The following is a 22212-nucleotide window of genomic DNA, read 5'->3' as shown; positions in this document are numbered from 1 at the left end:
TCGGTGGTCACGCGATCTCCTGGGGCAAGGGAAGGGAGACGGCGACGGCGGTGCCGTCGCCGGGGGCCGACTCCACGGTGAAGTGGCCGCCGAGACGGGTGATCCGCTCCTGCATGCCGTGGATCCCGTGTCCACGGCGTGGCACCAGACGCCGCTCGGGGCGGGCTCGCGGGTCGAAGCCGCGGCCGTGGTCGCCGACGTCGAGGAGCACCTGGCCATCGTCCCAGGTGAGCGTCACGAAGGCGCGGTCCGTGGCGGCGTGGTCGCGCACGTTGGCGAGCGCTCCCCGCACGGTGTGCACCAGCGCCTGCGCCACCTCGGTAGGTACGGCGCGGGGCGCGGTGCCGTGCTCGGCGAGATCGACACGGAGCCCCGGCTGCGCGGCGACGACCTCGTCGAGGAGGCGACGGAGGTGTGCGCTCGGCTCCACCCCGTCGGGTGCCAGGTCGCTGACCACCCGCCGTACGTCGGCCAGCGAGTCCCGGCTCGAGACCGCCGCCTGCGCGACGTGGGCGCGCGCTGACGCGGGGCGGGGCACCCAGTCCTGCTCGGCGGCCTGCAAGAGGAGGTTGATGCTGGTCAGGTGTTGGGCGACCGAGTCGTGCAGGTCGCGGGAGAGCCGAGCCCGCTCGGCGAGTGCGCCGGCCCGGCGCTCGACGGCGACGAGATCGGCCTGGGCGTCGCGCAGCTCGTCCAGGAGCATCTGGCGAGCCCGCGCCTCGGCAGCCAGGGTGCGGTAGCAGACGACGGTGAGCACCGTCAGGCACAACGGCCCGACCAGGACCGTGGGGTCGAGATCGCCGCGCACCCGCGTCCAGCTGGCGGAGACGGCGACGACCATGAGCGTGAGCGAACCCGTCGCCCAGCCCAGACTGAGATCCCTCATCACCAGGAAGGCGACCGGAGCGGCCAGCCAGGAGAAGGAGGGGGCGAGGAGGGCCAACGCGATGAAGAGGACGACCACCAGGATCGCCCGTGCCGGCGTCCAGCGGCCCGGGAGGCGGGCGAACCAGACCACCAGGAACGCGGCCGCGGTCAGCAGGATGGGCGCACCCAGGTCACCCAGGCCGTGCGCGGTCAGGTAGCGCACGGTCGAGGCGAGGAGCAGGGCGAGCACCGAGACGTGCAGCCACAGCTCGAGCGAGGCGGCCCGGGGCAGCAGACGATCGGCGGTCACGGTCACCGAGCGTAGTGCCGGGCGGCCGCGCGACGCGTCATCCGTTTGGCTATCCAGAGGTGGCCGGTTGCCCGTCGTGCGCGGGGCCTCTACCTGGCGAAGGTAGTGGCATCGCCGGTTCGGAACGTCCGAGCCGCACGCTGAGGAGGAACCTCGTGAGCACTCGCACCACCGCCCGTCTGGCCGTCACCACCCTCGCCGGGGCGCTGACGCTTTCGGCCCTTGCTCTCACGCCGACGCAGGCCGCCCCTGCTGCGAAGCGGGTCAGCCAGCCGGTCAGCTACCAGCTGCCCGGCGACCCCGAGGGCTCCAAGTTCGAGGGCATCGGAGTGAACCCCAACGAGAAGCGCTACTACGTCACCGAGGTGACCGGCGGCGAGATCCACCGCGGCAAGGTGGGCGGCACGTCGGCTCGCGAGTGGAAGCCCGCGGGGGCAGACGGGCGCACCACCGCGCGCGGCATCACGACCGACGCCAAGGGCCGTGTCTACGTCGCCGGCGGCCCGAACGGCATCGGCAACGACAACCCCGACCTGTGGGTCTACAACAAGCGCGGCAAGCTGCTTGCCGCCATGAAGACCGGCGTGGAGAACTCGTTCCTCAACGACGTGGTGGTCGGTCCGGACGGCGCGGCCTACTTCACCAACTCCAACGCTGCCCAGATCTTCCGCGTCGCGAAGAACAGGTCGGGCGACTGGAAGGTCCGCACCTGGGCCGACGCCAGTGACACGATCGCGACGACCGAGGGCTTCAACCTCGGCGGCATCGTGGTCAGCCAGGACCAGCGCAGCCTGATCGTGGCGCAGGGCAACGTAGGCAAGCTGTGGCGCTTCAAGCTCGCTGACCGCTCCGTGAAGCGGATCCGGCTCGGTGGCACCAGCGTCGACAACGCCGACGGCCTGGTGCGGCGTGGCAACAAGCTCCTCGTCGTCCGCAACTTCGACAAGGTGCTCACCACCTTCCAGCTGAACAAGCACAGCGGTCGCGCCACGGTGGTCTCCGAGCGCCCGAGCGATGCAGACCGGGTGTTCACCACGGCCAAGATGGCGCAGGGCCGACTGCTGCTGGTCGACTCGAAGTTCGACGAGCAGACCGCGACGCCGCCCTACGAGGTCGTCGTCCGGCGCTGGCAGCGCTGACACCATGACCGGTGTGCGCACCGCGACCGCCCTCGCCCTGGCCGGCGTCCTCGTGACGCTGGCCGGGTGCGCGGGCGGCTCTCCGGCAGACCGATCCGACGCGCCGCCGACCGTGGTGCCCAGCGCGGCGCCCTCGGAGAGCCCGGAATCCGTCACGACCAAGCAGAAGGAAGTGGAGAACCCCTTGTCCGAACTGAGCCAGGCCGAGCTCGACCGCCGGCTGTTGGACGCCGCCTGGGCCGACGACGTACCTCGGGCGCGCCGGCTGATCGAGGCCGGCGCCGACGTCGACTGGCGCGACGACACGCTGCAGAGTGCGCACCTGGTCGCGGCCAGCGAAGGCTATCTGGAGCTGGTCCGGCTCACTCTTCGCAACGGCGCCGACGTCGACGTGCACGACTCGTTCGACGGCACCGGCCTGATCAGGGCCGCCGAGCGCGGCCACGACCTCGTCGTGGGCCGCCTGCTCCAGACCGAGACGCCGGTCGACCATGTCAACAATCTCGGGTGGACCGCGCTCCACGAGTCGATCACCCTGGGCGCGGGGACCCCGACCTACCAGGCCACCGTCCGGGCTCTCGTCGCCCGCGGTGCCGACATCGCGAGACCGGCCGAGCGGAACGGGCAGACGCCGCTGCAGATGGCGCGTGCCCGGGGGCAGGACCGCGTTGCGAAGATCCTGACGATCGCTGGCGAGCCGGCGCCTGCCGACCCCGACGCTGCGCTGCTCGCGGCCGCCGAAGCGGGCGACCCGGACCGCGCCGCCCTGGCGCTGCGTGCGGGAGCCGACCTGGAGGCGCGCGATGCGGCCCGCCGTACGCCGTTGCTGCTTGCGGTGGCCGGCGATCACGACGTCACCGCACGCCTTCTTGTCGCCCTGGGCGCCGATCCGGATGCGCTCGACGAGCGCTCGGACACGCCCTGGCTGGTGACCGGGGTGACGGGCTCGGTGCCGATGGCCCAGCTGCTCCTGCGGTTCCAGCCTGACCTCACCGTCCGCAATCGGTACGGCGGGATCTCGGTGATCCCGGCAGCCGAGCGCGGGCATGCCGACTACGTGCAGCTGATGACGACCACGGCCATGGACCTGGACCACGTCAACGACCTCGGGTGGACCGCTCTTCTCGAGGCGGTCATCCTGGGTGACGGCGGCCCGGCGCACCAGCGCATCGTCCGGACCCTGCTGGAGGCGGGAGCCGATCCCGCCCTCGCCGACCGTGAGGGCGTCACCGCGCTGCAGCATGCCCGACAGAAGGGGCAGGCGGAGGTCGCGCGGATCCTGCGTCGGCACGGGTGACGAGAGGGGGTTTTCTTGCACTCTCACCAGGCGAGTGCTAAACATGAGGCTGGCACTCTCGATAGGAGAGTGACAACACATGCGGACCGGCGAGTTGAGGTCTGAAGCGTCGGCGGGAAAGGGTCCGCCGAGTCAGCCAGATCGGCCGTCGCGGGCAGCGAGCCGGGCCGTCCACGAACTCTGAAGCGTGAGGAATCGCAGGAGTCATGGCAAAGCTGATTGCTTTCAATGAAGAGGCCCGCCGCGGGCTTGAGCGGGGTATGAACACCCTCGCCGACGCGGTCAAGGTGACCCTCGGCCCCAAGGGCCGCAACGTCGTCCTGGAGAAGAAGTGGGGCGCCCCCACGATCACCAACGACGGTGTGTCGATCGCCAAGGAGATCGAGCTCGAGGACCCGTACGAGAAGATCGGTGCGGAGCTCGTCAAGGAGGTCGCCAAGAAGACCGACGACGTCGCCGGTGACGGCACCACCACCGCCACCGTCCTGGCCCAGGCGATGGTCCGCGAGGGCCTGCGCAACGTCGCCGCCGGTGCCAACCCGATGGGTCTCAAGCGCGGCATCGAGGCCGCCGTCTCCGCCGTCTCCGAGCAGCTGCTCGGCATGGCGAAGGACGTCGAGACCAAGGAGCAGATCGCGTCCACCGCGAGCATCTCCGCTGCTGACACCACGGTCGGCGAGATCATCGCCGAGGCGATGGACAAGGTCGGCAAGGAAGGCGTCATCACCGTCGAGGAGTCCAACACCTTCGGGCTCGACCTCGAGCTGACCGAGGGCATGCGCTTCGACAAGGGCTACATCTCGGCCTACTTCGCCACCGACCTGGAGCGGATGGAAGCGGTCCTGGAGGACCCCTACATCCTGATCGCCAACTCGAAGATCTCCAGCGTCAAGGACATCCTGCCGCTGCTGGAGAAGGTCATGCAGTCCGGCAAGCCGCTGCTGATCCTCTCCGAGGACGTCGACGGCGAGGCCCTCTCGACCCTCGTGGTCAACAAGATCAAGGGCACCTTCAAGTCCGCCGCCGTCAAGGCTCCGGGCTTCGGTGACCGCCGCAAGGCCATGCTGCAGGACATCGCGATCCTGACCGGTGGCCAGGTCATCTCCGAGGAGGTCGGCCTCAAGCTGGAGACCGCTGGTCTCGAGCTGCTCGGCCAGGCCCGCAAGGTCGTCATCACCAAGGACGAGACCACCATCGTCGAGGGTGCCGGCGACCAGGCCCAGATCGAGGGCCGGGTCAACCAGATCCGCGCCGAGATCGAGAAGTCGGACTCCGACTACGACCGCGAGAAGCTGCAGGAGCGCCTCGCCAAGCTGGCCGGCGGCGTGGCCGTCATCAAGGTCGGCGCGGCCACCGAGGTGGAGCTCAAGGAGCGCAAGCACCGCATCGAGGACGCCGTCCGCAACGCGAAGGCTGCCGTCGAGGAGGGCATCGTCGCCGGTGGTGGCGTGGCGCTGGTCCAGGCCGCCGCGACCGCCTTCGACAAGCTCGAGCTCGAGGGTGACGAGGCCACCGGCGCGGCGATCGTTCGCCTCGCCACCGAGGCCCCGCTCAAGCAGATCGCCATCAACGCCGGCCTCGAGGGCGGCGTCGTGGCGGAGAAGGTGCGCAACCTCGAGGCCGGCCACGGCCTCAACGCTGCCACTGGCGAGTACGTCGACATGATCGGCTCCGGCATCATCGACCCGGCCAAGGTGACCCGCTCGGCGCTGCAGAACGCAGCCTCGATCGCGGCCCTGTTCCTCACCACCGAGGCCGTTGTCGCCGACAAGCCCGAGAAGGCCCCGGCCATGCCGGGTGGCGACATGGGCGGCATGGGCGGTATGGACTTCTGATCCGCCCCTGAAGCACTGCTTCACCCGCTGCGCGGTAGGCCCGACCTTGGGCCTACCGCGCAGTGTCATTTCGGCGCAATGTTGTACCGGCCTGTGGAGGTCCTGGCACGACACCCGCTCCTGTGGCACAAGTCACTTGGAAAGCCCAAGGAAATTGTTGCGGCTGGCTGACTGAAGTCGGAAGGATGTGCGTTTTGCGTGGGCTTCGGGAGGTTGCCCACCCTGCGGGACTCTGGGAGGGGTGCAGTGCAGGCTGCCTTGAAGAGGACGGCGATCGTTGCGATTGCCGGTCTGGTGTTGTTGGCGGGACTGGTCGGCGGTGGTGTGGGCGCCTTGGTCGCGCAGGACGCCGCTCTGGAGCCGACCGGAGCGTCGGCCGCGCCGCGCGGAGTGGCGGGAGAGCCCGGGCCCGCTGGGGCGGAAGGTCCGGCCGGGGCTGAAGGTCTGGCCGGCACGCCCGGTGTCAGTGGCGAGCAGGGCGCTGCCGGTCCGGCGGGCGCCCCGGGGGCACCCGGTGCAGCCGGGCCGGACGGGGCTCGTGGGGCGATCGGCCTTCCGGGGGAGCGGGGTCTCGCCGGACCAGCAGGCGCACCTGGTGTGATCGGGCCACAGGGCCCGCAAGGCACGGCGGGCGCGGAAGGGCCGCAGGGCCCCGACGGTCCGGCTGGGATCGCTGGACCTTCCGGGGAGCCCGGACCGAAGGGAGCGACCGGGGACGCAGGCCCGCCCGGACCGGCGGGGCCTCCCGGGCCTGCGGGCGCGCCGGGCCCGAGCGCCTGGTTCTTCGCCACGGCTGAGGGCACGGGTGATGGCGTCGTACCGTGGCAGGACGAGGTCGGGACGCCGCAGGCGTTCGAGCTCAACAACGGGGTCGTCACCGTGGCCGACGCCGGCCTGTATCGGGTCACGTACTCGGTGCAGTTCCAGCCGATCAAGGTGTCGACCATGTCGGTCTCGCAGAGTCAAGGGCCGTCGATGGTCCTCGGTGTTGCGGGCCAGGTCGAAGAGGCGAGTCGTCGCTACCGTCCGACGCTGAACGTCAACATCGCGCTGATCTTGACCTTGCGTGTGCTGCTCGAGGGGGTCGGTCTCGACCACTCAGGCGTCTATGCGCTGCCAGCGGGTGGTGAGGTCGATCTGCGACAGGTGGGGTCGAGCCCCGGAGTGGGCGATGAGCATTACGTCGCCTCGCTGATGATGGAGCGACTCTCGTGAGGAACGGACGCTCGGCCTAGGCTCGCTGCATGCGACGGGGTCGGTGGGTACGAGTGGGTGTGGCGCTGGCGCTCTCCTTGGCACTCGCGGGTTGCGGCAGTGATGACGAGAGCAGCAGTAAGCCGACGAGGGAACCATCCACGCCCGTGAGCAGTGAGGCGACGGAGCCGACTCCCACGCCGACGCCGACGCCGACGACCGTGACCACGGCGGAGTTCTGCGAGTTGATCCGCGACATCGCCTCGGGCGACCGCGCCCAGCGGTCGGCGGCCACGCTGGAACTCCTCCAGCGTGGCCTCCCCCATGACCTCGACGGCGACGCCAAGCAAGGGCTACAGGTCTTCCTCGACCATGCACCCGACCTGGGCTCGGTCCGCGGGTCGTGGCGTGTCTACCGCGATCTGGGCGGAGCGGAGCGCTCAGACCTGCGCTCCCTCACCTGGTGGGTCACGAAGTCATGCGGCTCCGGGTACCTGAAGGATCTGCTGCCGGAGCTTCCGTCCCTTCCGGACGGTCTGCCGGGACTGGGCTGACCTCCTCCGGTACGGCGCACGCGTCCTCGTCGGGCGTCTCCTCCGGCTCGCTCTCGGCGGTCGACGTGTCGTCGGGGGCCGGGGCGTTCGTCGTCGGCGCCTCGTCTGGTGGAGTCGTCTCGTCGGCGGGCGGTAGGCACGGGGTCGTCGGCTCAGAGGGCTCAGTGGGCTCGGGCTGAGGCGTGCTCGGCTCCTCGGGCGTCGTCGGCGTCTCCGGGAGGGCCGGCTCCGTCGGGAGCTCCTCCGAACCCGCCGTCTCCGGTGCTCGTCCGTGGCCGCCGCTGGGGCGGGGTGGCGTGAACGAGCTGCCTCCGCCGGCTCGTCGCTCGGTGCGGGCGGCTGCCGGGGCCACCGGACGCGGAGCGACGAGGCTGGTCGCGGTGAGTCCGGCGGAGAGTCGGCCTGGCATCGCGTAGGCGGCGGTCAGCTCCAGTACGAGGTCGGCGTAGTCGCGGTCCCGGTTGTGCCCCTGGAGGGCGGCCCGGCGGCCAGGATCGGTGGAGAGATCCTCACCGGTGCTGCAGAGCAACACGGCCAGGCCGAGGGCGGCATCGTCGAGATCGTGCAGATCGCGGGTCCCGTCGCCGTCCGCATCGACGGCCACCGCCGCCCAGGTGACCGGGGCGATCTGGAACGGGCCGGAGAGAAGGTCGCGCTCTGGCGTGCCGTCGTACATGCCTGCGTCGGTGTCGGGCCCCGCGTCGGCGGCCGGTGGGGTACGCCGGCCGTGGTCGGTCTCGACCTGTGCGATCGCCGCCAGGAACTGCCAGGAGAGTGCGCAGCCGGGGGAGGAGGCGTTGATGACGCTCTCCGCCCGCTGGTAGGCGGCCAGGGCGGTGGCAGGCAGGTCGCTGCTCGGTACGGCGGAGCGGAAGGCAGCCGGTGCCGTGCGGGCTGTGCTTGCCACATCGGTCGGCGCCACGGGGACGGGATCCGGGGTCGCGGCGCGCGCGACGGGCGGCTGAAGGACAGGGGAGCCCAGCTGCAGCGGCGTGGACTCGGCGAGTGCCGCCAGGGGGATGACCAGGCCGAGAGCGAACGCACGCCGAAGTCTGGTCCGGCCGGCTGGGGTGCCGGTGACTGCCCGGGATGCTCGACGTCGTTCTCTCACCTCCCCAGTGAGCCACCGATCGGTGTCCGAACGCAATCCTCCAGGTGGGTTATCCGATGAACGAGCGAAGAACTTGTCACGTAGGTGACAACTTCTGCAGTTGGTTCTCACGAGTTCGCTCCAGGGGGCGGCGCCGGAGCTGTGGTCGGTGCTACTAATCGAGAGCGAGCGAAGGAGGTTGCGATGGCTGAAGGAAGCCTGCTCGTCGCTGTGGGCGGCGTGGCCTGCGCGATGATGGCGCCAACGTTGGCGATCGTGGCCGCGCGCAGGCGGCGCTCCGGTCACGCGGACTCGGCGTCGAGCGTCGAGGGGGAGCAACCCCAACTGGAGGCGGGCTCCGAGGCCCTGGTCGTCGCCGACCCGGACTGGCTGGAGTGCTCGGTCCGGAGCGATGCCCCGGTGGCGGAGGCGCTCAGGCGGAGCGGTCTGGCAATGCGCGTGGAGGACGCGAGTTGAGCCAGGCGGCGACGGCGACGATCGCCGACGCGCCGAGTGCGCTGGCGCCGGCTCCATAGGCGCCCAACGGTGCGACGGCGCCCGCGAGCGCTCCTGCGCAGGAGAGCGCCAGGGCGACGCCCTCGACCTGGTGTATCCGTTTGGGGCCGGCCAGCACACGACGGAGTGCATCGTCGGCGGTGGCCAGGTCGAACTCATCGAGTGTGATCACTCCGGGTGCTGCTGGCGTTGCCGCATCGGTGACCGCGATGTCGGCCGCGTGCAGGGCATCCTCGTTGTGGGGTTGTCGCGGTGCGATCATGGCCACGCGGCCTCCGTCGGCGTGGGCTTTCTGCACCTGCTCCAGTCGGGCTACGGCGTCTGCCTCGGCGACGAGCTCGTCGACTCCGACGAGAGTGCCCAGGGCGGAGGTGTTGCCGGGTGTGTCGTCGGAGAGCAGCACGAGGGGAGCGAGCTCTTCGATCCGGCGTACGTCCTCACGCGCGTGAGGCCGCACGGTGTCTTCCAAGGTGATGGTGCCGAGGGTGCGCTGGTCGACCTCGACGCCGACCGTCAGGCCGCGTCCGGTCGAGCTGGTCATGCCGACGGTTGCGGGAGGGCCGAGCCGCACGGGATGTCGGTCGACGGAGCCGGAGAGGGTGTTCGGGTCGGACTCGCGGTAGTCGCTGACACGCCCTCCGCCGGCCCGACGGGCGAGGGCGACCGCGAAGGGCGCCGTGCTGCGCCGTGAGAGTGCCCCGGCGAAGAAGAGCAGGTTGGTGCGGTGCTCCGGATCGAGGGGATCGACCGAGCTGATCTGCATCTCGCCGGTGGTGACGGTCCGATGCTTGTCGAGCACGATTCGAGCGAGAGTGGCCTCGTCGCGGACGACGTAGAAGGGTGGGAGGCCGATGCCTGCCCGCCGCGCCCGCACCCTTGTCCATCGCGCGGTCAGTGGCCGCGCCGCGACGACGCAGGCAGGCGAGGCGGCGACGATCGTCAAGGCTGCCTGGGAGAGGGCCGAGGAGGGGCCGGACCGTGCTTCGAGCGCGGCGCCTGCCGCGGTGAGGCAGGCGAGCGCGAGAAGCCACCAGGGCGGTGGCAGCGCCGGCGTCGGCTCCGCCCGGCGCAGCAGCAGCCCGCCGATCATCAGGCAGGTGGTGAGGACGAGCAGGAGCAGGAGGATGGTCATGAGGCTCGGTTGCTGGCGAGATAGCGGTCGACGTCGCTGGTGTCGCCCGCCTTCCACATCGGGACAGTCGCCTTGAGCAGCATGGTCACGGTGATCACGAACTCCGGGTCGTGCAGCAGGTCGCCGAACAGCTCGTTGATGCGCTTCCAGCGGTAGCGCACTGTCTGCGGGTGCACGTTGAGTCGAGCGGCGATCGCCGGAGCGCTGTCTCGCGACTCGAGCCACGCCAACATCGTCTCGGCGAGGATCTCCCGGGAGTTGTTCGTCTCGTTGAGCAGGGGCGGAAGGAGCTGCAGCACGAGGCTGCGGCGCAGCAGGGGCTCGGAGTGCAGCCAGAGCTGGGTCATGTGCTCGACGCAGCGGACGACGAGCTGCGGTTCGATCACGCCGGCCGCAACAAGATCCAGGGTGCGGCGCGCCCATCGGTCGGCGGCGGCCGCTCCGGTGGGCGCGACGGGCCAGCTGACGGCGACGCGGACCCCGGGGCCGCCGCGGCTCACCCGCTCGGCGACCGCCGACGCCTCGCTGGGGGACACGACCAGCACTGCGGGGTTGAGACGCTGGTCGACGAGCACGCTGTCTTCGAGGGGCACGGTGGGGAAGTGGCCGTGGTAGCTGACGCGCATCACCACCACCTGATCAGGCAGCGGCCACTCCGCGTGCGCTGCCTCGGCTGCGATCTCGGTGGTGCGCGCGTCGGACTCGGGGGAGTCGTCCAACAGCACGGCGAGGAGGCGGTCGCGCGACGGTTCGTCCGCCCGTTCGGCTGTGGTGAGGCCGGTGACGTGGCCCCGGGCGACCTCCTGGTCGAGGAGATCGAGGTAGGCGAAGAGGGCGTCACCGAGCCGACCGAGGAAGGCGGTGTCGAGCGCGTGTGCGGTGACGACACGGTGGATGAGACGCCAGGAGTGACGGGTCGCGATGCGCAGTGCGCGACGCATCGGCTCCAGGGTGTTGCCGTCCTGTGCCTCCCCGTAGCCCATGTCGCGGAAGAGGCGGAAGACGTTCGGGTCGTGCTTGGTGGGGCCGAGCAGGGTGTCGAGGAACTGGTGAGCCGCCGCGGTCACGGCCATGGCGATCACCCGTTGACGCTCGCCGTGCTCCCGGCCCGCGTACGCCGGCACCTCGACCCGGATATCCGTGACGATCTGCGCCACCAGCGACGGCACGGCGTCGCGAGCGTCGGCCACCATCTCTGCGAGGTGGGCAGGCTGTGCTGAGGGCTCGGCAAGCTCGCTCATCAGGTCCCGCCACCGCATCGTGCGCGATCGGCCCACATGCCGACCCCCTCCCCTCGTCCGGTCATGGTGATCCACATCACTACCGCTTCCCGTGCCCGGCGTCAAAGGTCTGTCGCTGCTCATTCACTCAGCAGGCCCCGACAGCCGCAACGAGTTCAGGAGAGCCGAGACGGATTAGTAGCGGAATTTGTCATCTGCGACACAACTTTTCTTGGCGGCCGCGCGAGCTCCCCTGCTCTGGTGGCTACGCCGACCATCGGGAGATCGGACACGCCGCGTGCTCACCGCGAGGTGTTCCCCGCTGGTTCCTCGCTCGCTTCCCCCTTTCCGGATGTGCGCGTTCTAGCATGACTGTGCCGCCAGCCACGGGGGTGCGATTGCTGCCTCGGAGGCCGACTTTCACGAGAAAGACCGGAAACTTGTCACGTAGGTGACAAATTTACCGCGCGGGATGATGCCCGGACCCCTAGGAACCGCGGGATCCGGACATCGGTCCCGAACGCCTCGTGCCTATCGAGTGTGGCAATCGGGGGCGCAGATCGCGCACCCATCGACCTGGATGAAGTACCGCCGTGCGGCTTGGACCGCACCGGAACACGATGAGTGGTAGCCAAGGTCTTGACGGTTGGTGGCCGCGGGCAGACATGGCTGGCGCGCCGTCACATCGTGGACTTCGTGGTCGCCGTTAGGCTGCGCGTCCTTGTTGACGCAGTAGTTCGGCATCTCTGAATCTCCTCTCTGTTGGGGGTGGTGCATTCGCGCTCGGGCGCGAAGTTCAGCGCACGCGCAGTGCCGTCTTGGCCTTCGACTTCCTCGCCGCCGCGTCGCCTGGATAGCGGGCGACGATCGTGTAGCGGCCCGCGTGCAGGCGCCTGACAGTGGTTGCCGTGGTGCCTCGACGGAGGCGTTGGACGGACTTGAAGACCACACGCTTGCCCTGCTTGACGCGGATCGTGACGTTGCCGGTCGGTGTGGCGTTCTCGGCAGTGACGCTGATCCGCAGCCTTGCCCTGCCGCTCGCCTTGCCATTCCGGCTCTCTTGGACCTTGACCTTCTTGATCGCCGTACGCGTGGGGGAGCCGGTGGGCCAGAGGTTCGAAGGGGGTACCTGCAGCGGGTCGGAGTCTGCGTGTCCGGACGGGAAGCCCGGATGCGAGGCAGTGACTCGGACGCTGAGTCGGGCGCCTTGGTCTGCTGCGGTCACGACGTAGTCCCGGCCGAGTGGGTGAGCGTCGTCCCCGCCGATGATGGGCTGGCCGTCGCGTAGCCAGAGATAGCTGTACTCCCAGCTGGTACGTCGCTCGTTCCAGCGCCCGGGTGTGGCGTGCAGCGTCGTGCCCACACTGACCTCGTCGCCGACGGCGGTGACGGTGGGGGCCGCGAGGTTGGTCGCGACGCAGGGGGAGTCCAGTGAGTCGATCCAGCCCGCCCCGTTGATGCATGCTCGGTCATCAGCGATGGTGGGCTTCTGCGCGAAGAAGTCACGAGGGACGAGCTGGAAACGCTGCCAGTGCATGTGCATCGGGCTCTGGTCCTCGTCGCGGTCGATGTGGTGGAAGCCGACGTTGACCCATGCGACCGGGTCGTCGAGTTCCCCTTCCGCGTCCGTGACGTAGTCGAGCACCGACTCGCCGGGACATCCGGCGTGCAGGTTCATCGATGCGTACTCCTGGCAGGGATGCACGTTGGTGAAGCTCATGAGGGGGGCGAAGACGTCGATCTCCCGGTGCGGGAGATTGCGGTTGACGATCTCGTACGAGCGGGGGTGCCCATCGGCGTTGAGCGAGTCCGGGTTGAGCACCCGGAACCAGGTGTCGTGTTCCATCGTCTTGCCGGGCACGGCGTGGAAAGCCCGCTGTTTGCGGAGGCTTGTGCCGGTGAGCTTGGGGACGGCACCGGGCTCGGCGACGTTGTCGTAGTCCCACTGCTCGACGTACTGCCGTTCGCCCCGGTCGATACCGAAATCGACGCGCCAGATCGCGTTGTGCCAGTGCGAGGCGGCATGGGTCGGCTCGCCCTGCTCAGTGCGCTGGCCACCCAGTTGCCATCCATAGGCGGGGTCGGTGCCGAACATGGCGCCGCCGACGCCTCCGGGCGCGACATCGCCCGTGGCGCCGAGCGCTACGTCGATCTCGCCGTGATCGTCGAAGGTGATCTTCTGCTGGTACTCGTACCACGAGATCTTCGCGAGGGAGCTGACCTCGAGAGCCGAACCCTGCTCCGCGATGCGGAACTCCTTGGTGCCGATCGCCTCCAGGGAGTGGGTGGCGAGCCCGGTCGGCACCTCTTGCACGCAGATCCCTGGAACGGCGCGGGTGACCAAGATGCCCTCCAACAACTTGGTCTGCGCTACCTCCAGTGCGTTGCCCGGACACGTGACATCCGTCTGGGGGATCAGGTGGTCGCCCCCGAACCCGAACGAGGTGATGTCGTCGTACTGCACCAGGCCGTTGTCGTAGGGCACGTTGAGTTGCGCGAGCCAGAGCTGGTCCAGCACCCGCTTGTAGCCGGCGTACTCGCGGTCAGTCGGTGGCTTGAACTCGATCTGCTCGAGGACCAATCCCTTCATCGGATGGATACGCGCGCACATCCGCCACGAGGCGCCGTTGGCGAGGTCACGCTCCACGAGGTCCGCGGAGCAGTCCAAGTCGGTCGGTGCGGCTTGCACTGTTCGGCCCGTCGCGGTTGTGGCAGGGGGAGTGGCGAGTGCGACCGAAGTCGTCGCGGTTGTGCTTGCCACGAGAACCAGGGCGAGGAGTCCGAGCGGCTTCACGATGTGGCCTCGTCGTGGGGATGAACGTGGTGGCTCGCTCCGAAGGTGATGACTTGCCTGGCGGTGAGGTCGACAACGAAGTCCCACGCCGCGAGGTAGACGCCCGACGGGCCCTGGATCATCAGCTGGACGCACCGATGCCGTCCGCATTCGGTGGTTGCGGCCTGGCTGCCGTCGTGCCGGTAGACGCCGGCCACCGAGGTGACCTGGTCGGGGGAGAGGAGCGGTACGCCTTGGGCAGTCTCGAACTGCCGAGCAAAGGTCAAGGTGGGGGTGTGGTCGATGGCGAGGTGCAGTGCAGCCTCGGCCTCAGCGGCCGAGATCCGGCCTTGCAGGAGTGGTGATCGTTCGGCGCGCACGCGACCGGTGCTGAGGTCGACGGTCAGCTGATAGCCGACGTCATCGGTGTAGTCGTGAAGGTCCACGACCGCGACCCGATGATCTCCGCTGAGCTCGGACGGGACCTCGATCTGCAGCACCTCGGCACCGGACTCGCCCACGACGTTCGTCGCAGAGCCGGGTACGACGCCGTCGGCGAGGGCGAGGTGGAGTGCGTAGCTGCTCTCCTCGGCACTGAGCTCGTCGCGGGGGGAACGCAAGGCGGGCCGTCGGGTCAGAGGATCTCCGTCGCCGACGACACGGTAGGTATGGTCGTCAGGCTCGGCCGCCACGCCGGACGCAGTTGGGCTACTGACCGGAGCAACATTGAGCAGTGCGGCACCCAGCAGCGCGATGACGGCGACCAACGCCAACACCCACACCTCGCGTGCACCGCGTCGTCCCACCTCAGCCCTCCTGGTCCAGTCACGACCGAGCATGGACACGCGCGGCCCAGCAGGGAAGGAGAACGGCGCAACCAACAGCCTGGGAGGAGAAGATTGCGCCGGATCTTGTCACCCAGGTGACAAGATCCGCCGTCCGTCGGTGCTTGAGTTCCGGCGATCGCTTGTTGGCGCTGGGACTTCGAGCGGTTAGCCGAGGTGGGACCGGCGCGCGTCCTACCGCCCAGATAGACGCAGATCGGATTCGCTCATGAGGATGCATACGGCAAGCGCACCGAGGAACGGGTCACCGAACGCAACTGTCACCGGCCACCGATGCTGATCACGCAGTACCATCGGCGCGCGACCTGACGCGGCAGGCCGAAGGAAATTAGCGCGCGGCAGCCAACACGTGTTGGGCGGTTCATCGGCGGCCGCGGTACAAACTCCGTAGGCTCCAATCGTGTTGTACCAACCCCAAGCTCTCGGTTCCCCGCCAGGCACCGTCGCCGCGCATCTCGCCGCGCGAGCGCACGACGGGAGGCTGACAATTTATGCTGGCGCCGGAATCTCGCAAGCGTCTCCGACAGACCTTCCGGGTGCCGCCGCCCTCGCCGACTTGATTGTCACGCGCTTGTCGGGCGTCATGTCCTTCGAGGGTGTCGATCGTTGGGACCTGCTCGCCGTCGCGGATCACATTGCAGCGCATGAGATGGGCGGAGCGCTGTTGCGCGAAACAGCGCTTTCGGTCGCAGATTTCGTCGGCGCACCGTACAACTACGCCCACGAGGTATTGGCAGTACTACTTTGTGAGGGCGCAGCAACCATCTTCGAGACGAACTATGACGATTGCATCGAACGAGCCTCGCGGCATGAACATCCGCCCGTTGCGCGTACGGCGTCTGAGCTCCTCAATGGCCCTTCAGGCCCACTCATCAAGGCCCACGGTTGCGTGACGTTGCCGCCGACGATGCTATTCACGACTGAAGAACTCGACAACGTAGATCTCTGGGCCAGTGCTTCTGTAGCCGCGAAACTCGCTCACGACACTGTGGCGTTCATCGGCATCGGAAGCGTCGCGGATTACGTGCGGACGTCAATCGCCACAGTCCTGGCCGCGACCGGAGTTGAGCACCTCTTGCTCGTGGGACCGGGCCTCGGGGAGTGGGATGACGACCCCAACCTCGACTGGCGGCAGCTGCTGCCAGACCTCCCGCTTGGGCAACGCGTCGCACTCTCCGCGGAGGAGTTCTGCGATGCGCTGCTGCGTGCCTACCTCGTCCGCTTTCGTTCGGAGCTCCAAGATCTCGTTGCTGATTTAGCCCCGATGCATGGCCAACGAGTGGGGATGGACAAGCTACTCGCGGCATTCGATTCCAAGCCAGCAGTGCCAGTCATGCTGTGGCTTCGGCACTCGTCGTGGAGACTGCGCTTCGGACAATCAGTAGCTTCTACCCCGTCGGCCACGACAGGGCTGGTGGCGCTTTCCTCGTTGCTCGGAGCGGATTGGTCGGTTCACTGCCTCCGGCCTTGCTGGATCACCGTGGAGTCGCAAGCCGGAGACCTAGTTCATATTGCAGTGCTCTTCGCAGCGGAGCCGAAGGCAGGTGCACGAGCGGCCCGTGAGATCGAAAGAAGAGTGCAGATCGCCCGAACTGAAGGCACGATCGGAGCAGACGCGCGAATACTGGCGCTCTCCGCCGGCCACGTGGGAGGTCTAGGGGCGCACGAACTTATCCTTTCCCGCGAGAGTCGGCTCGCGGAGGCCCTTGAGCAGGCCGAGCAGCTTGCGTCCGGCCTGCCCTCCGACGTGATCGGAGATGTCGAAAAAGATCACATCATCGACGGCACATCGGCGGGAGCGGTTTATCTGATCAACGCAGCGAGTTTGGGAGTCGCCTCGTGAGTGAGCAGCAAGCTCCAACGGCGGACCTTGGGCTTCTCGAACTGGCCGAACTCGTACTGACTGAGAGCGGCTATAGCGTCTTCTATGACACCGTCGACGGAGAAGCCGTTCTTCTAGCCGAGAATCAGGACAACATCGCCGCAGTCGCCGCGCCAGTTGCCATCGACGGCTTAATAGACGTTCATCCGTCAGTAAGCCGGCTCCTCAGTACTCGCGTCGCAGAGGCGGGACCCGCAAGCAAGCGTTGGGACACTTTCGCGGTCCTGCTATGCGCGCAGGGTGCCGCGCGAGAGCAGACCGAGGCACTCGCGAACATTACGAACAACCTCCGCCAAGTTCGGCGACTTGTGCGCGTCGAGGTTGAACCGACGAAGGCCGCGCTTTCGAGAGCGCTTCGGCCACTCCTTCCGCTTCCAGAACCTCCGCATTACGGCGCCCTACGTGAGCCGCTCAAGGAACTCGAAAATCTGCTCCGCGCGGACGGGATCGAGCAAGACTTAATCACTTCAGTTCTTACCGACTTCGCGTTGGGCCTCGGCCGAGACGAATCATCTGATGACGGCTCTAAGGAAGACGACGAGCGATGAACAATTACGAGGTCCTACCTCGATATCAGCGTCCGCGGTTGCTCAGGATGACAATCTCCAACTTCCGCGGGTTCAACCGCCCCGTGACTCTCGACTTTGATGCCTCCGCTGTCCTGTTGCATGGCCCGAACGGAAGCGGCAAGACGAGCATCTTCGATGCTGTCCAGTGGCTCCTAACCGATGATCTGCCTCGACTCGGCACCTACAGATTGCGCAAAGCCGACCTGTACCTGACCAATGCCTTTGGGGGCACCCGGCCAGCGTCGGTGGAGGCCACCCTAGAAACCGCCACCGGCATCGTTCGCGTGACGCGACAGGGAGACGGCCGTAGCTCCGTCCTCGAGCTAGAGCGCGACGAGGTCCGTCTAGAGGGCCCCGCGGCCTACCAAGACCTTCAAGGCCTTCTCGCCCCAGGGCCGCTAGCGCTCGAAGAAGTGCTGCACACGAGTGGCCTCCTCCAACAAGATGACCTTCGCCAGCTTCTCCAGACTAAACCCGACGAGCGTTACCGCCAGTTGATGCGCCTCCTCGGGCTCGATGCGCTTGATCAGGTCGAACGCGTTGTTCAGGCCCGACGCAACCTGACCCGCGACGACGTGAAACGCGCAACGGCCGACCTCGAGAGCGCAACCAGGCAACGAGACTCCCTGGCTGAGCAGTTAGAGACTGCCCGCGCGCAAGTGGACCGTGCAGTCGAGACGTCCGACTTGCACAGCCTCACGACGGCCCTTTGTGCACAGTACCCAGGAACTCTCGTGCCGGCGGCCGCAGATGCTAGTTGGAATGAACGACTCCTTACCGCCGAGATTGCAAGGTTCCGCAACTTGGAGGTACAGCTTCGAGCTGAGATCTCAGGCCTGGCTGGATCGATTTTGGATGCCGCGGAAGGCGAGGTTGCCGCTGCAGAATCGCTTCTGGCCGAAGCTGAGGCCGCTTTTCAAAACGCGAGCCATCTCGCTTCTTCGGCAGAACAAACCCGTGACCGGGTCTTGGCAACCAGTGACGCACTTGCCCGCCTCAGCGCATCGGCGATTCCCTTCTTGTCTCATACCGAGGAGTCGGTCCCCTGTCCGGTCTGCGAGACCCTGGTCGACCCGCGCGTAGTTCGGAGCGGACTCGAGGCAAGGGCCGCAAACTCCGCGGCGTTGGCAGACGCGGACACAGCAGTTCTGTTCTCAACCAACCATCGTGACGCGGCGTCCGAGAAGCTGGCTGCAGCGCGTCGAAGGTTGGCGGAAGCTCGGCAGCAGGCAAGCAAAAAGGCCAGGGACCTGGCGAGCGTTGAGAAGCTGCAAGCTGAAGCTGCGGCTCTCTGGAAGGCACAACTTGTGAGACCCGCCGCAGCGGGGAATGTGAGGCGAGTCAACGGCCGCTCAAGCGCCGCCGAGTATGAGACGGCCCTGAACGACCTTCGATCCGTCCTCGAACTTGTCACCCACCTGCAGCCGGTATGCACCGCGCTTGACGCTGCAGTCGAGGAGTTTGCACGGCACCAAGCCTCCAATCGTCTGGTTGCTGAGCGCGCCAACGCGATCCCTCGGCTTGAGGAAAGCCTGTCGGCAGCGTCGCTCCGCGTCGAACAAGCAAGATCCGCCAGCGAGCGCGCACGTCGCGCTGCAACCGCCAGCGTTACACTCCACGAAGCCACGAAGTCAGCCAACGAAGACATCTTCCGGCGCCGGTTCGCCGCATTGGAACCGCTGATGAACGACGTGTACGCGCGCTTGGATCCTCATCCTGCGTTCACGAATCTGAGTTTCACCGTCGAGTCGTTCCGCTCGCGAGGAACGGCCACCGCAACAGTTACCGACGCCGATCGCAACGTCAGCGTCAACCCGATGCTGATCTTCTCCTCGGCTCAGGCGAATATCGTCGTCCTGTCCGCGTTCCTCGCCCTCGGGTGGGCGGCAGGCCCGAACGGACTTCCATTCGTCCTTCTCGACGATCCCCTTCAAGCAATGGATGACGTAAATGTCCTTGGGTTCGCAGACCTAGCGCGACACCTCCGGCGCGATCGGCAACTGGTGCTCGGGACCCACGATGCGCGCTTCGCCGGACTCTTGGAGAGGAAGCTGGCGGGTCGAGCCGTTGGCGAAGACTTGATCGTTCACGAGTTCGTTGGCTGGAGTCGAAGCGGACCCGAGATTGAATCCAGGACAGTGCCAATCGTGCTAGATCAAGCTCGGCGGATCCTTAGCGCCTAGGGGTAGATCCCAAACGGTTTGCGAACACCGAGGCGCAGAGGAATAGCGAAAGAGTTGGGGCTGCTGCGTTTGCCGGAGCTGTGTTGATGCGGTTGTCAGCGGGTCCTAGGATCGGCCAAGCTAGGACGACCAGGTCGTCGCGGTGGCGTCAAGACGCCCTGCCCCATTCCCCCGCCAGTGACGCTGCCCAGTGCCTCTGGCCTTGTGAGTGACACTGGCTTCGCCAGCAGCTGTGTGACGACAGCGAGGCTCAGATGCCGCCATGGCGGAGGTGTTGCTGCGTCTCCTTCGGATTGACAGGTGTGGGGTAGGTGCGCCGAAGGCACCTACCCCACACCGTCAGAACGACGCGATCACTTCACGCGGAACTTGCCCTTCGCGTTGGATGCCTTGTGAGCCTTGGAGCCGGCGTACTTCGCGGTGATCTTGTACTTGCCCTTCTTGAGCTTCTTGAGCACCACCTTTGCGCCGCCGTTCTTGAGCTTGACGTTCTTGGAGAAGACCTTCTTCTTCCCCTTCTTCACCTCGACCTTGACCTTGCCGGTCGGGGTGCCGGTGCTGCTGGTGACCTTCAGCTTGATGGTCGCCTTGCTCTTCTTGACCTTGACCTTGTTGATAGCGGTCTTCGAGGCGCTGATGAGCGCAGCCACAGCAGCAGTGGGGGTGGAGTCGGAGACGACGTCGCCTTCGGGGGTGCTAGCGGTGGTGCGGAAGGTGATCTTCTTGCCGACGTGAGCCGCGGTGAGGACGAGGGTGGTGCCCTCAGCGACTGATGTGCCGTCGGCGAGCCACTCGGTGCTGACACCGTCGGGGGTGCCAGAGAAGGTCGCCGGTGTTCCGGTCAGGGTCTGACCCTGCTTCGCGGTACCGGAGACAGTGGAGTTGGTGATCGGCATGACCGCGGGCTGGATTGCCACGGCCAGTTGGGAGCTGACTGCTACCTCGGCGATGGTGCCGCCGTCGAGGTCCGCAGGCACGTCATCTGGCCGCGTCGAACCCCATGTCGTGATGGCGCCGGTGTCGTCGATGGCCAGGTTTGCCCCCGTGTTGCTCGCAGCAATCCTGGTGACGTTCTTGTCAGCCAGCGATGCCGGCGGGAGGTTGTACTTCGCGCCGAACCCGACCGTGGCCTGCTGGCCCCAGGAGACCAAACTGCCGTCGCTCATCAGAGCCAAGCCTCCGGCGCCACGTGCGGCGATGTCAACGACACTGCCAGGCTCGCCGACCGCCGCCGGCATAGTGACCTGCTGGAACTGGTTGCGTCCCCAGCCCACAACGGTGCCGTCCGCGCGGAGGGCGTAGGAGTGCTCGTCGCCGGCAACGACCTTGACCACGTCGTCGAGGTCCCCGGGCACGTCGGTCTGGCCGTCGGCGTTGGCTCCCCATGCCACCACGGTGCCGTCGGCTTTGAGCCCCACCCCGTGGTGCTGGCCGAGGGCGATCTGGGTGAGCTCGTTCACTGGAGTCGATCCCACATCTGTGCTGGGGCTTGCGACGTTGCCCCAGAAGATCAGCTTGCCGCTCTCGGTGAGTGCCGCGTAGGCACTGCTAGCCGCGATCGAGATGACCTTCTCTCCGGCGAGCTCTTCGGGCACCTCGTCCGCTGGGTTGTCGTCGTACACCTCACGCATGATCACTTCGCCAGTGGCAGTGAGGAAGACGGCTTGATCAGCGAAGACGGCGACGTCTGCGATCGCTGTCGAGCCGAGCTCCGTAGGTAGTGAGATCGGGTCGGCACCGGTCTGACCCCAGGAGACAACCTGGCCGGCGTCGACCGGGTCGGGCGCCGCGTGGGCGATTCCGCCGAGCAACCCGGCAGTCAGAGCCAGTACACCCGCGGCAGCGATGCTGCGGATGAGGGGTTTGGTGGACATGTTCTCTCCTTTGATGGTTGCGGTGCGTGTGAGTTGGATCAGAACTGCTGAGGCGGGATGGTCAGCTCGGTGGTTGGAAGGTTCGAGGCATCGCAGTGCTTGCGAGCGTCGTATCCGCCCAACGGAGGCAGAGGGCACAGGGGTGTGCCTACGGTGAGGACAACTTCGTTACCGGGGCCGGAGACAGTGGAGGAGAGGAGCGGCGAGATGTCTTCGCCACTTGGAGTCCGGCATGAGCTGAAAGACGGGATGTCGATCGTGCCGGTTATCACGCCGCCCGAACCAGCTGCGTAGTGGCCTGAGGCGCCGGGATCGTCTTCGTCGACCGGGTCGTTCGGGTCGCCTCGAAACCAGCCTTTGCCGACTAGGTCGAGGGTGGCATGCGTCGCGGTGCGGCAGCCGGGGCGCAACCTAAGATCGACTCCGTCGATACGCACCGTCTCAATGACGAGATCTATCTCGTCCTGCAACTGTGCGTCGTAGTAGCGGTGCGCGGTGACCCACCCAGCCGGCTTGAGCGGCTCGGGCCACCCTTCGTCGTAAGTCACTACGTCGAAGGGGACGGGCAGGTCGGCGGCAGTGCGACGTTGGGCCAGGCGCAAAGTCGCAACAACAGGTATAGAACCGAAGGCGACGGTGCGCACGGTGAATGGAGCAGTTTGTCCATAGGTGTCCGCAGCGCCCGCCTCGGCGATCAGGTAGAGCTTGTTGCGCGTCTCGAAGTACCGATACCGAGGATCACCAGGCTCGCGTAGCTCCCGATTGATCGAATAGGCGGCTGTCGCCTGCAACGGCACCCGCGCCCACTGCTTGAGTCTCTTCGTCTCCGCGACGCCAGCCTGTGGCACGGCGGTCCAACGGCCGCCGGCCTCAGTGTGCCGCGGCAAACCGGGCCGCGGACCATCCGCTGGCGCGCTGTCGGCAGTGCCACT

Annotated in this window: 17 protein-coding genes; 9 read left to right on the top strand and 8 right to left on the bottom strand. The window is 67.3% G+C overall.

Annotated elements, in window-relative coordinates; all coding sequences use genetic code 11:
• Positions 1–7 precede the first annotated feature (7 nt).
• Complete coding sequence (locus DNK54_RS08605) at positions 8–1177, bottom strand: sensor histidine kinase (RefSeq protein WP_204164482.1); 1170 nt, start codon at positions 1175–1177, stop codon at positions 8–10.
• Between the two features lie 155 nt (positions 1178–1332).
• Here DNK54_RS08605 and DNK54_RS08600 point away from each other — a divergent pair, with 155 nt between their 5' ends.
• From DNK54_RS08600 to DNK54_RS21065, 5 genes are all read left to right on the top strand, one after another.
• Positions 1333–2316 (top strand): SMP-30/gluconolactonase/LRE family protein, encoded by a 984-nt coding sequence (locus tag DNK54_RS08600; protein ID WP_239460004.1) that lies wholly within the window; start codon positions 1333–1335, stop codon positions 2314–2316.
• 13 nt (positions 2317–2329) lie between these two features.
• Positions 2330–3613 carry an ankyrin repeat domain-containing protein gene (locus DNK54_RS08595; protein WP_239460003.1) on the top strand — a complete coding sequence of 428 codons (1284 nt, stop codon included), beginning with the start codon at positions 2330–2332 and terminating at the stop codon, positions 3611–3613.
• A gap of 206 nt (positions 3614–3819) precedes the next feature.
• Positions 3820–5448 carry a chaperonin GroEL gene (gene groL, locus DNK54_RS08590; protein WP_110206572.1) on the top strand — a complete coding sequence of 543 codons (1629 nt, stop codon included), beginning with the start codon at positions 3820–3822 and terminating at the stop codon, positions 5446–5448.
• Positions 5449–5694: 246 nt separating this feature from the next.
• Positions 5695–6663: a hypothetical protein gene (locus tag DNK54_RS08585; RefSeq protein WP_204164481.1), complete on the top strand. Its 969-nt coding sequence runs from the start codon at positions 5695–5697 to the stop codon at positions 6661–6663.
• 146 nt (positions 6664–6809) lie between these two features.
• Positions 6810–7196, top strand: coding sequence for a hypothetical protein (locus DNK54_RS21065; protein ID WP_162602367.1), 387 nt, complete (start codon positions 6810–6812; stop codon positions 7194–7196).
• Here DNK54_RS21065 and DNK54_RS08575 read toward each other — a convergent pair.
• Positions 7111–8307, bottom strand: coding sequence for a lytic transglycosylase domain-containing protein (locus DNK54_RS08575; RefSeq protein ID WP_162602366.1), 1197 nt, complete (start codon positions 8305–8307; stop codon positions 7111–7113). The genes DNK54_RS21065 and DNK54_RS08575 overlap by 86 nt on opposite strands.
• Positions 8308–8490: 183 nt before the next feature.
• On the opposite strand from DNK54_RS08575, the gene DNK54_RS08570 reads away from it, so the two are divergent.
• The gene (locus tag DNK54_RS08570; RefSeq protein WP_110206568.1) at positions 8491–8763 is read left to right on the top strand and encodes a hypothetical protein; all 273 of its coding nucleotides are present in this window, start codon (positions 8491–8493) and stop codon (positions 8761–8763) included.
• Here DNK54_RS08570 and DNK54_RS08565 read toward each other — a convergent pair.
• From DNK54_RS08565 to DNK54_RS21060, 4 genes are all read right to left on the bottom strand, one after another.
• Positions 8720–9934: a cation-translocating P-type ATPase gene (locus DNK54_RS08565; RefSeq protein ID WP_110206567.1), complete on the bottom strand. Its 1215-nt coding sequence runs from the start codon at positions 9932–9934 to the stop codon at positions 8720–8722. The two genes, DNK54_RS08570 and DNK54_RS08565, sit on opposite strands and share 44 nt — an antisense overlap.
• Complete coding sequence (locus DNK54_RS08560; protein ID WP_162602365.1) at positions 9931–11175, bottom strand: helix-turn-helix domain-containing protein; 1245 nt, start codon at positions 11173–11175, stop codon at positions 9931–9933. The genes DNK54_RS08565 and DNK54_RS08560 overlap by 4 nt, the downstream gene beginning before the upstream one ends.
• 775 nt (positions 11176–11950) lie before the next feature.
• Entirely contained in the window at positions 11951–13765 is a 1815-nt protein-coding gene (locus tag DNK54_RS08550) for a copper amine oxidase (protein ID WP_275426259.1), read from the bottom strand.
• 179 nt (positions 13766–13944) lie between these two features.
• Positions 13945–14733 carry a hypothetical protein gene (locus tag DNK54_RS21060; RefSeq protein ID WP_162602363.1) on the bottom strand — a complete coding sequence of 263 codons (789 nt, stop codon included), beginning with the start codon at positions 14731–14733 and terminating at the stop codon, positions 13945–13947.
• Positions 14734–15172: 439 nt separating this feature from the next.
• Between DNK54_RS21060 and DNK54_RS08545 the strand changes: the two genes are divergently transcribed.
• The 3 genes from DNK54_RS08545 to DNK54_RS08540 are packed head-to-tail and all read left to right on the top strand — an operon-like array spanning position 15173 to position 19406.
• Positions 15173–16615: an SIR2 family protein gene (locus tag DNK54_RS08545; protein WP_162602362.1), complete on the top strand. Its 1443-nt coding sequence runs from the start codon at positions 15173–15175 to the stop codon at positions 16613–16615.
• A complete protein-coding gene (locus tag DNK54_RS21055; protein WP_162602361.1) occupies positions 16612–17202 on the top strand; it encodes a hypothetical protein in 591 nt (196 codons plus the stop codon). Before DNK54_RS08545 ends, DNK54_RS21055 begins: the two co-directional genes overlap by 4 nt.
• The gene (locus tag DNK54_RS08540; RefSeq protein WP_110206562.1) at positions 17199–19406 is read left to right on the top strand and encodes an AAA family ATPase; all 2208 of its coding nucleotides are present in this window, start codon (positions 17199–17201) and stop codon (positions 19404–19406) included. The genes DNK54_RS21055 and DNK54_RS08540 overlap by 4 nt, the downstream gene beginning before the upstream one ends.
• A gap of 353 nt (positions 19407–19759) precedes the next feature.
• Here the strand turns inward: DNK54_RS08540 and DNK54_RS08535 are convergent, their stop codons facing one another.
• Both DNK54_RS08535 and DNK54_RS08530 read right to left on the bottom strand, forming a co-directional pair.
• The gene (locus DNK54_RS08535; protein WP_110206561.1) at positions 19760–21280 is read right to left on the bottom strand and encodes an RCC1 domain-containing protein; all 1521 of its coding nucleotides are present in this window, start codon (positions 21278–21280) and stop codon (positions 19760–19762) included.
• Between the two features lie 38 nt (positions 21281–21318).
• Entirely contained in the window at positions 21319–22077 is a 759-nt protein-coding gene (locus DNK54_RS08530) for a hypothetical protein (protein ID WP_162602360.1), read from the bottom strand.
• Positions 22078–22212: the final 135 nt, after the last annotated feature.

The organism is Nocardioides daejeonensis (assembly GCF_003194585.1).
Lineage (GTDB): Bacteria > Actinomycetota > Actinomycetes > Propionibacteriales > Nocardioidaceae > Nocardioides > Nocardioides daejeonensis.
This window is presented reverse-complemented; position numbering and strand designations above follow the sequence as displayed.

Excerpts from the sequence above, each read along its gene's own strand:
- groL (WP_110206572.1), top strand. The coding sequence starts at position 3,820 with ATGGCAAAGCTGATTGCTTTCAATGAAGAGGCCCGCCGCGGGCTTGAG.
- DNK54_RS08570 (WP_110206568.1), top strand. The coding sequence starts at position 8,491 with ATGGCTGAAGGAAGCCTGCTCGTCGCTGTGGGCGGCGTGGCCTGCGCG.
- DNK54_RS08565 (WP_110206567.1), bottom strand. The coding sequence starts at position 9,934 with ATGACCATCCTCCTGCTCCTGCTCGTCCTCACCACCTGCCTGATGATC.
- DNK54_RS08560 (WP_162602365.1), bottom strand. The coding sequence starts at position 11,175 with ATGAGCGAGCTTGCCGAGCCCTCAGCACAGCCTGCCCACCTCGCAGAG.
- DNK54_RS08550 (WP_275426259.1), bottom strand. The coding sequence starts at position 13,765 with ATGTGCGCGCGTATCCATCCGATGAAGGGATTGGTCCTCGAGCAGATC.
- DNK54_RS08540 (WP_110206562.1), top strand. The coding sequence starts at position 17,199 with ATGAACAATTACGAGGTCCTACCTCGATATCAGCGTCCGCGGTTGCTC.
- DNK54_RS08535 (WP_110206561.1), bottom strand. The coding sequence starts at position 21,280 with ATGTCCACCAAACCCCTCATCCGCAGCATCGCTGCCGCGGGTGTACTG.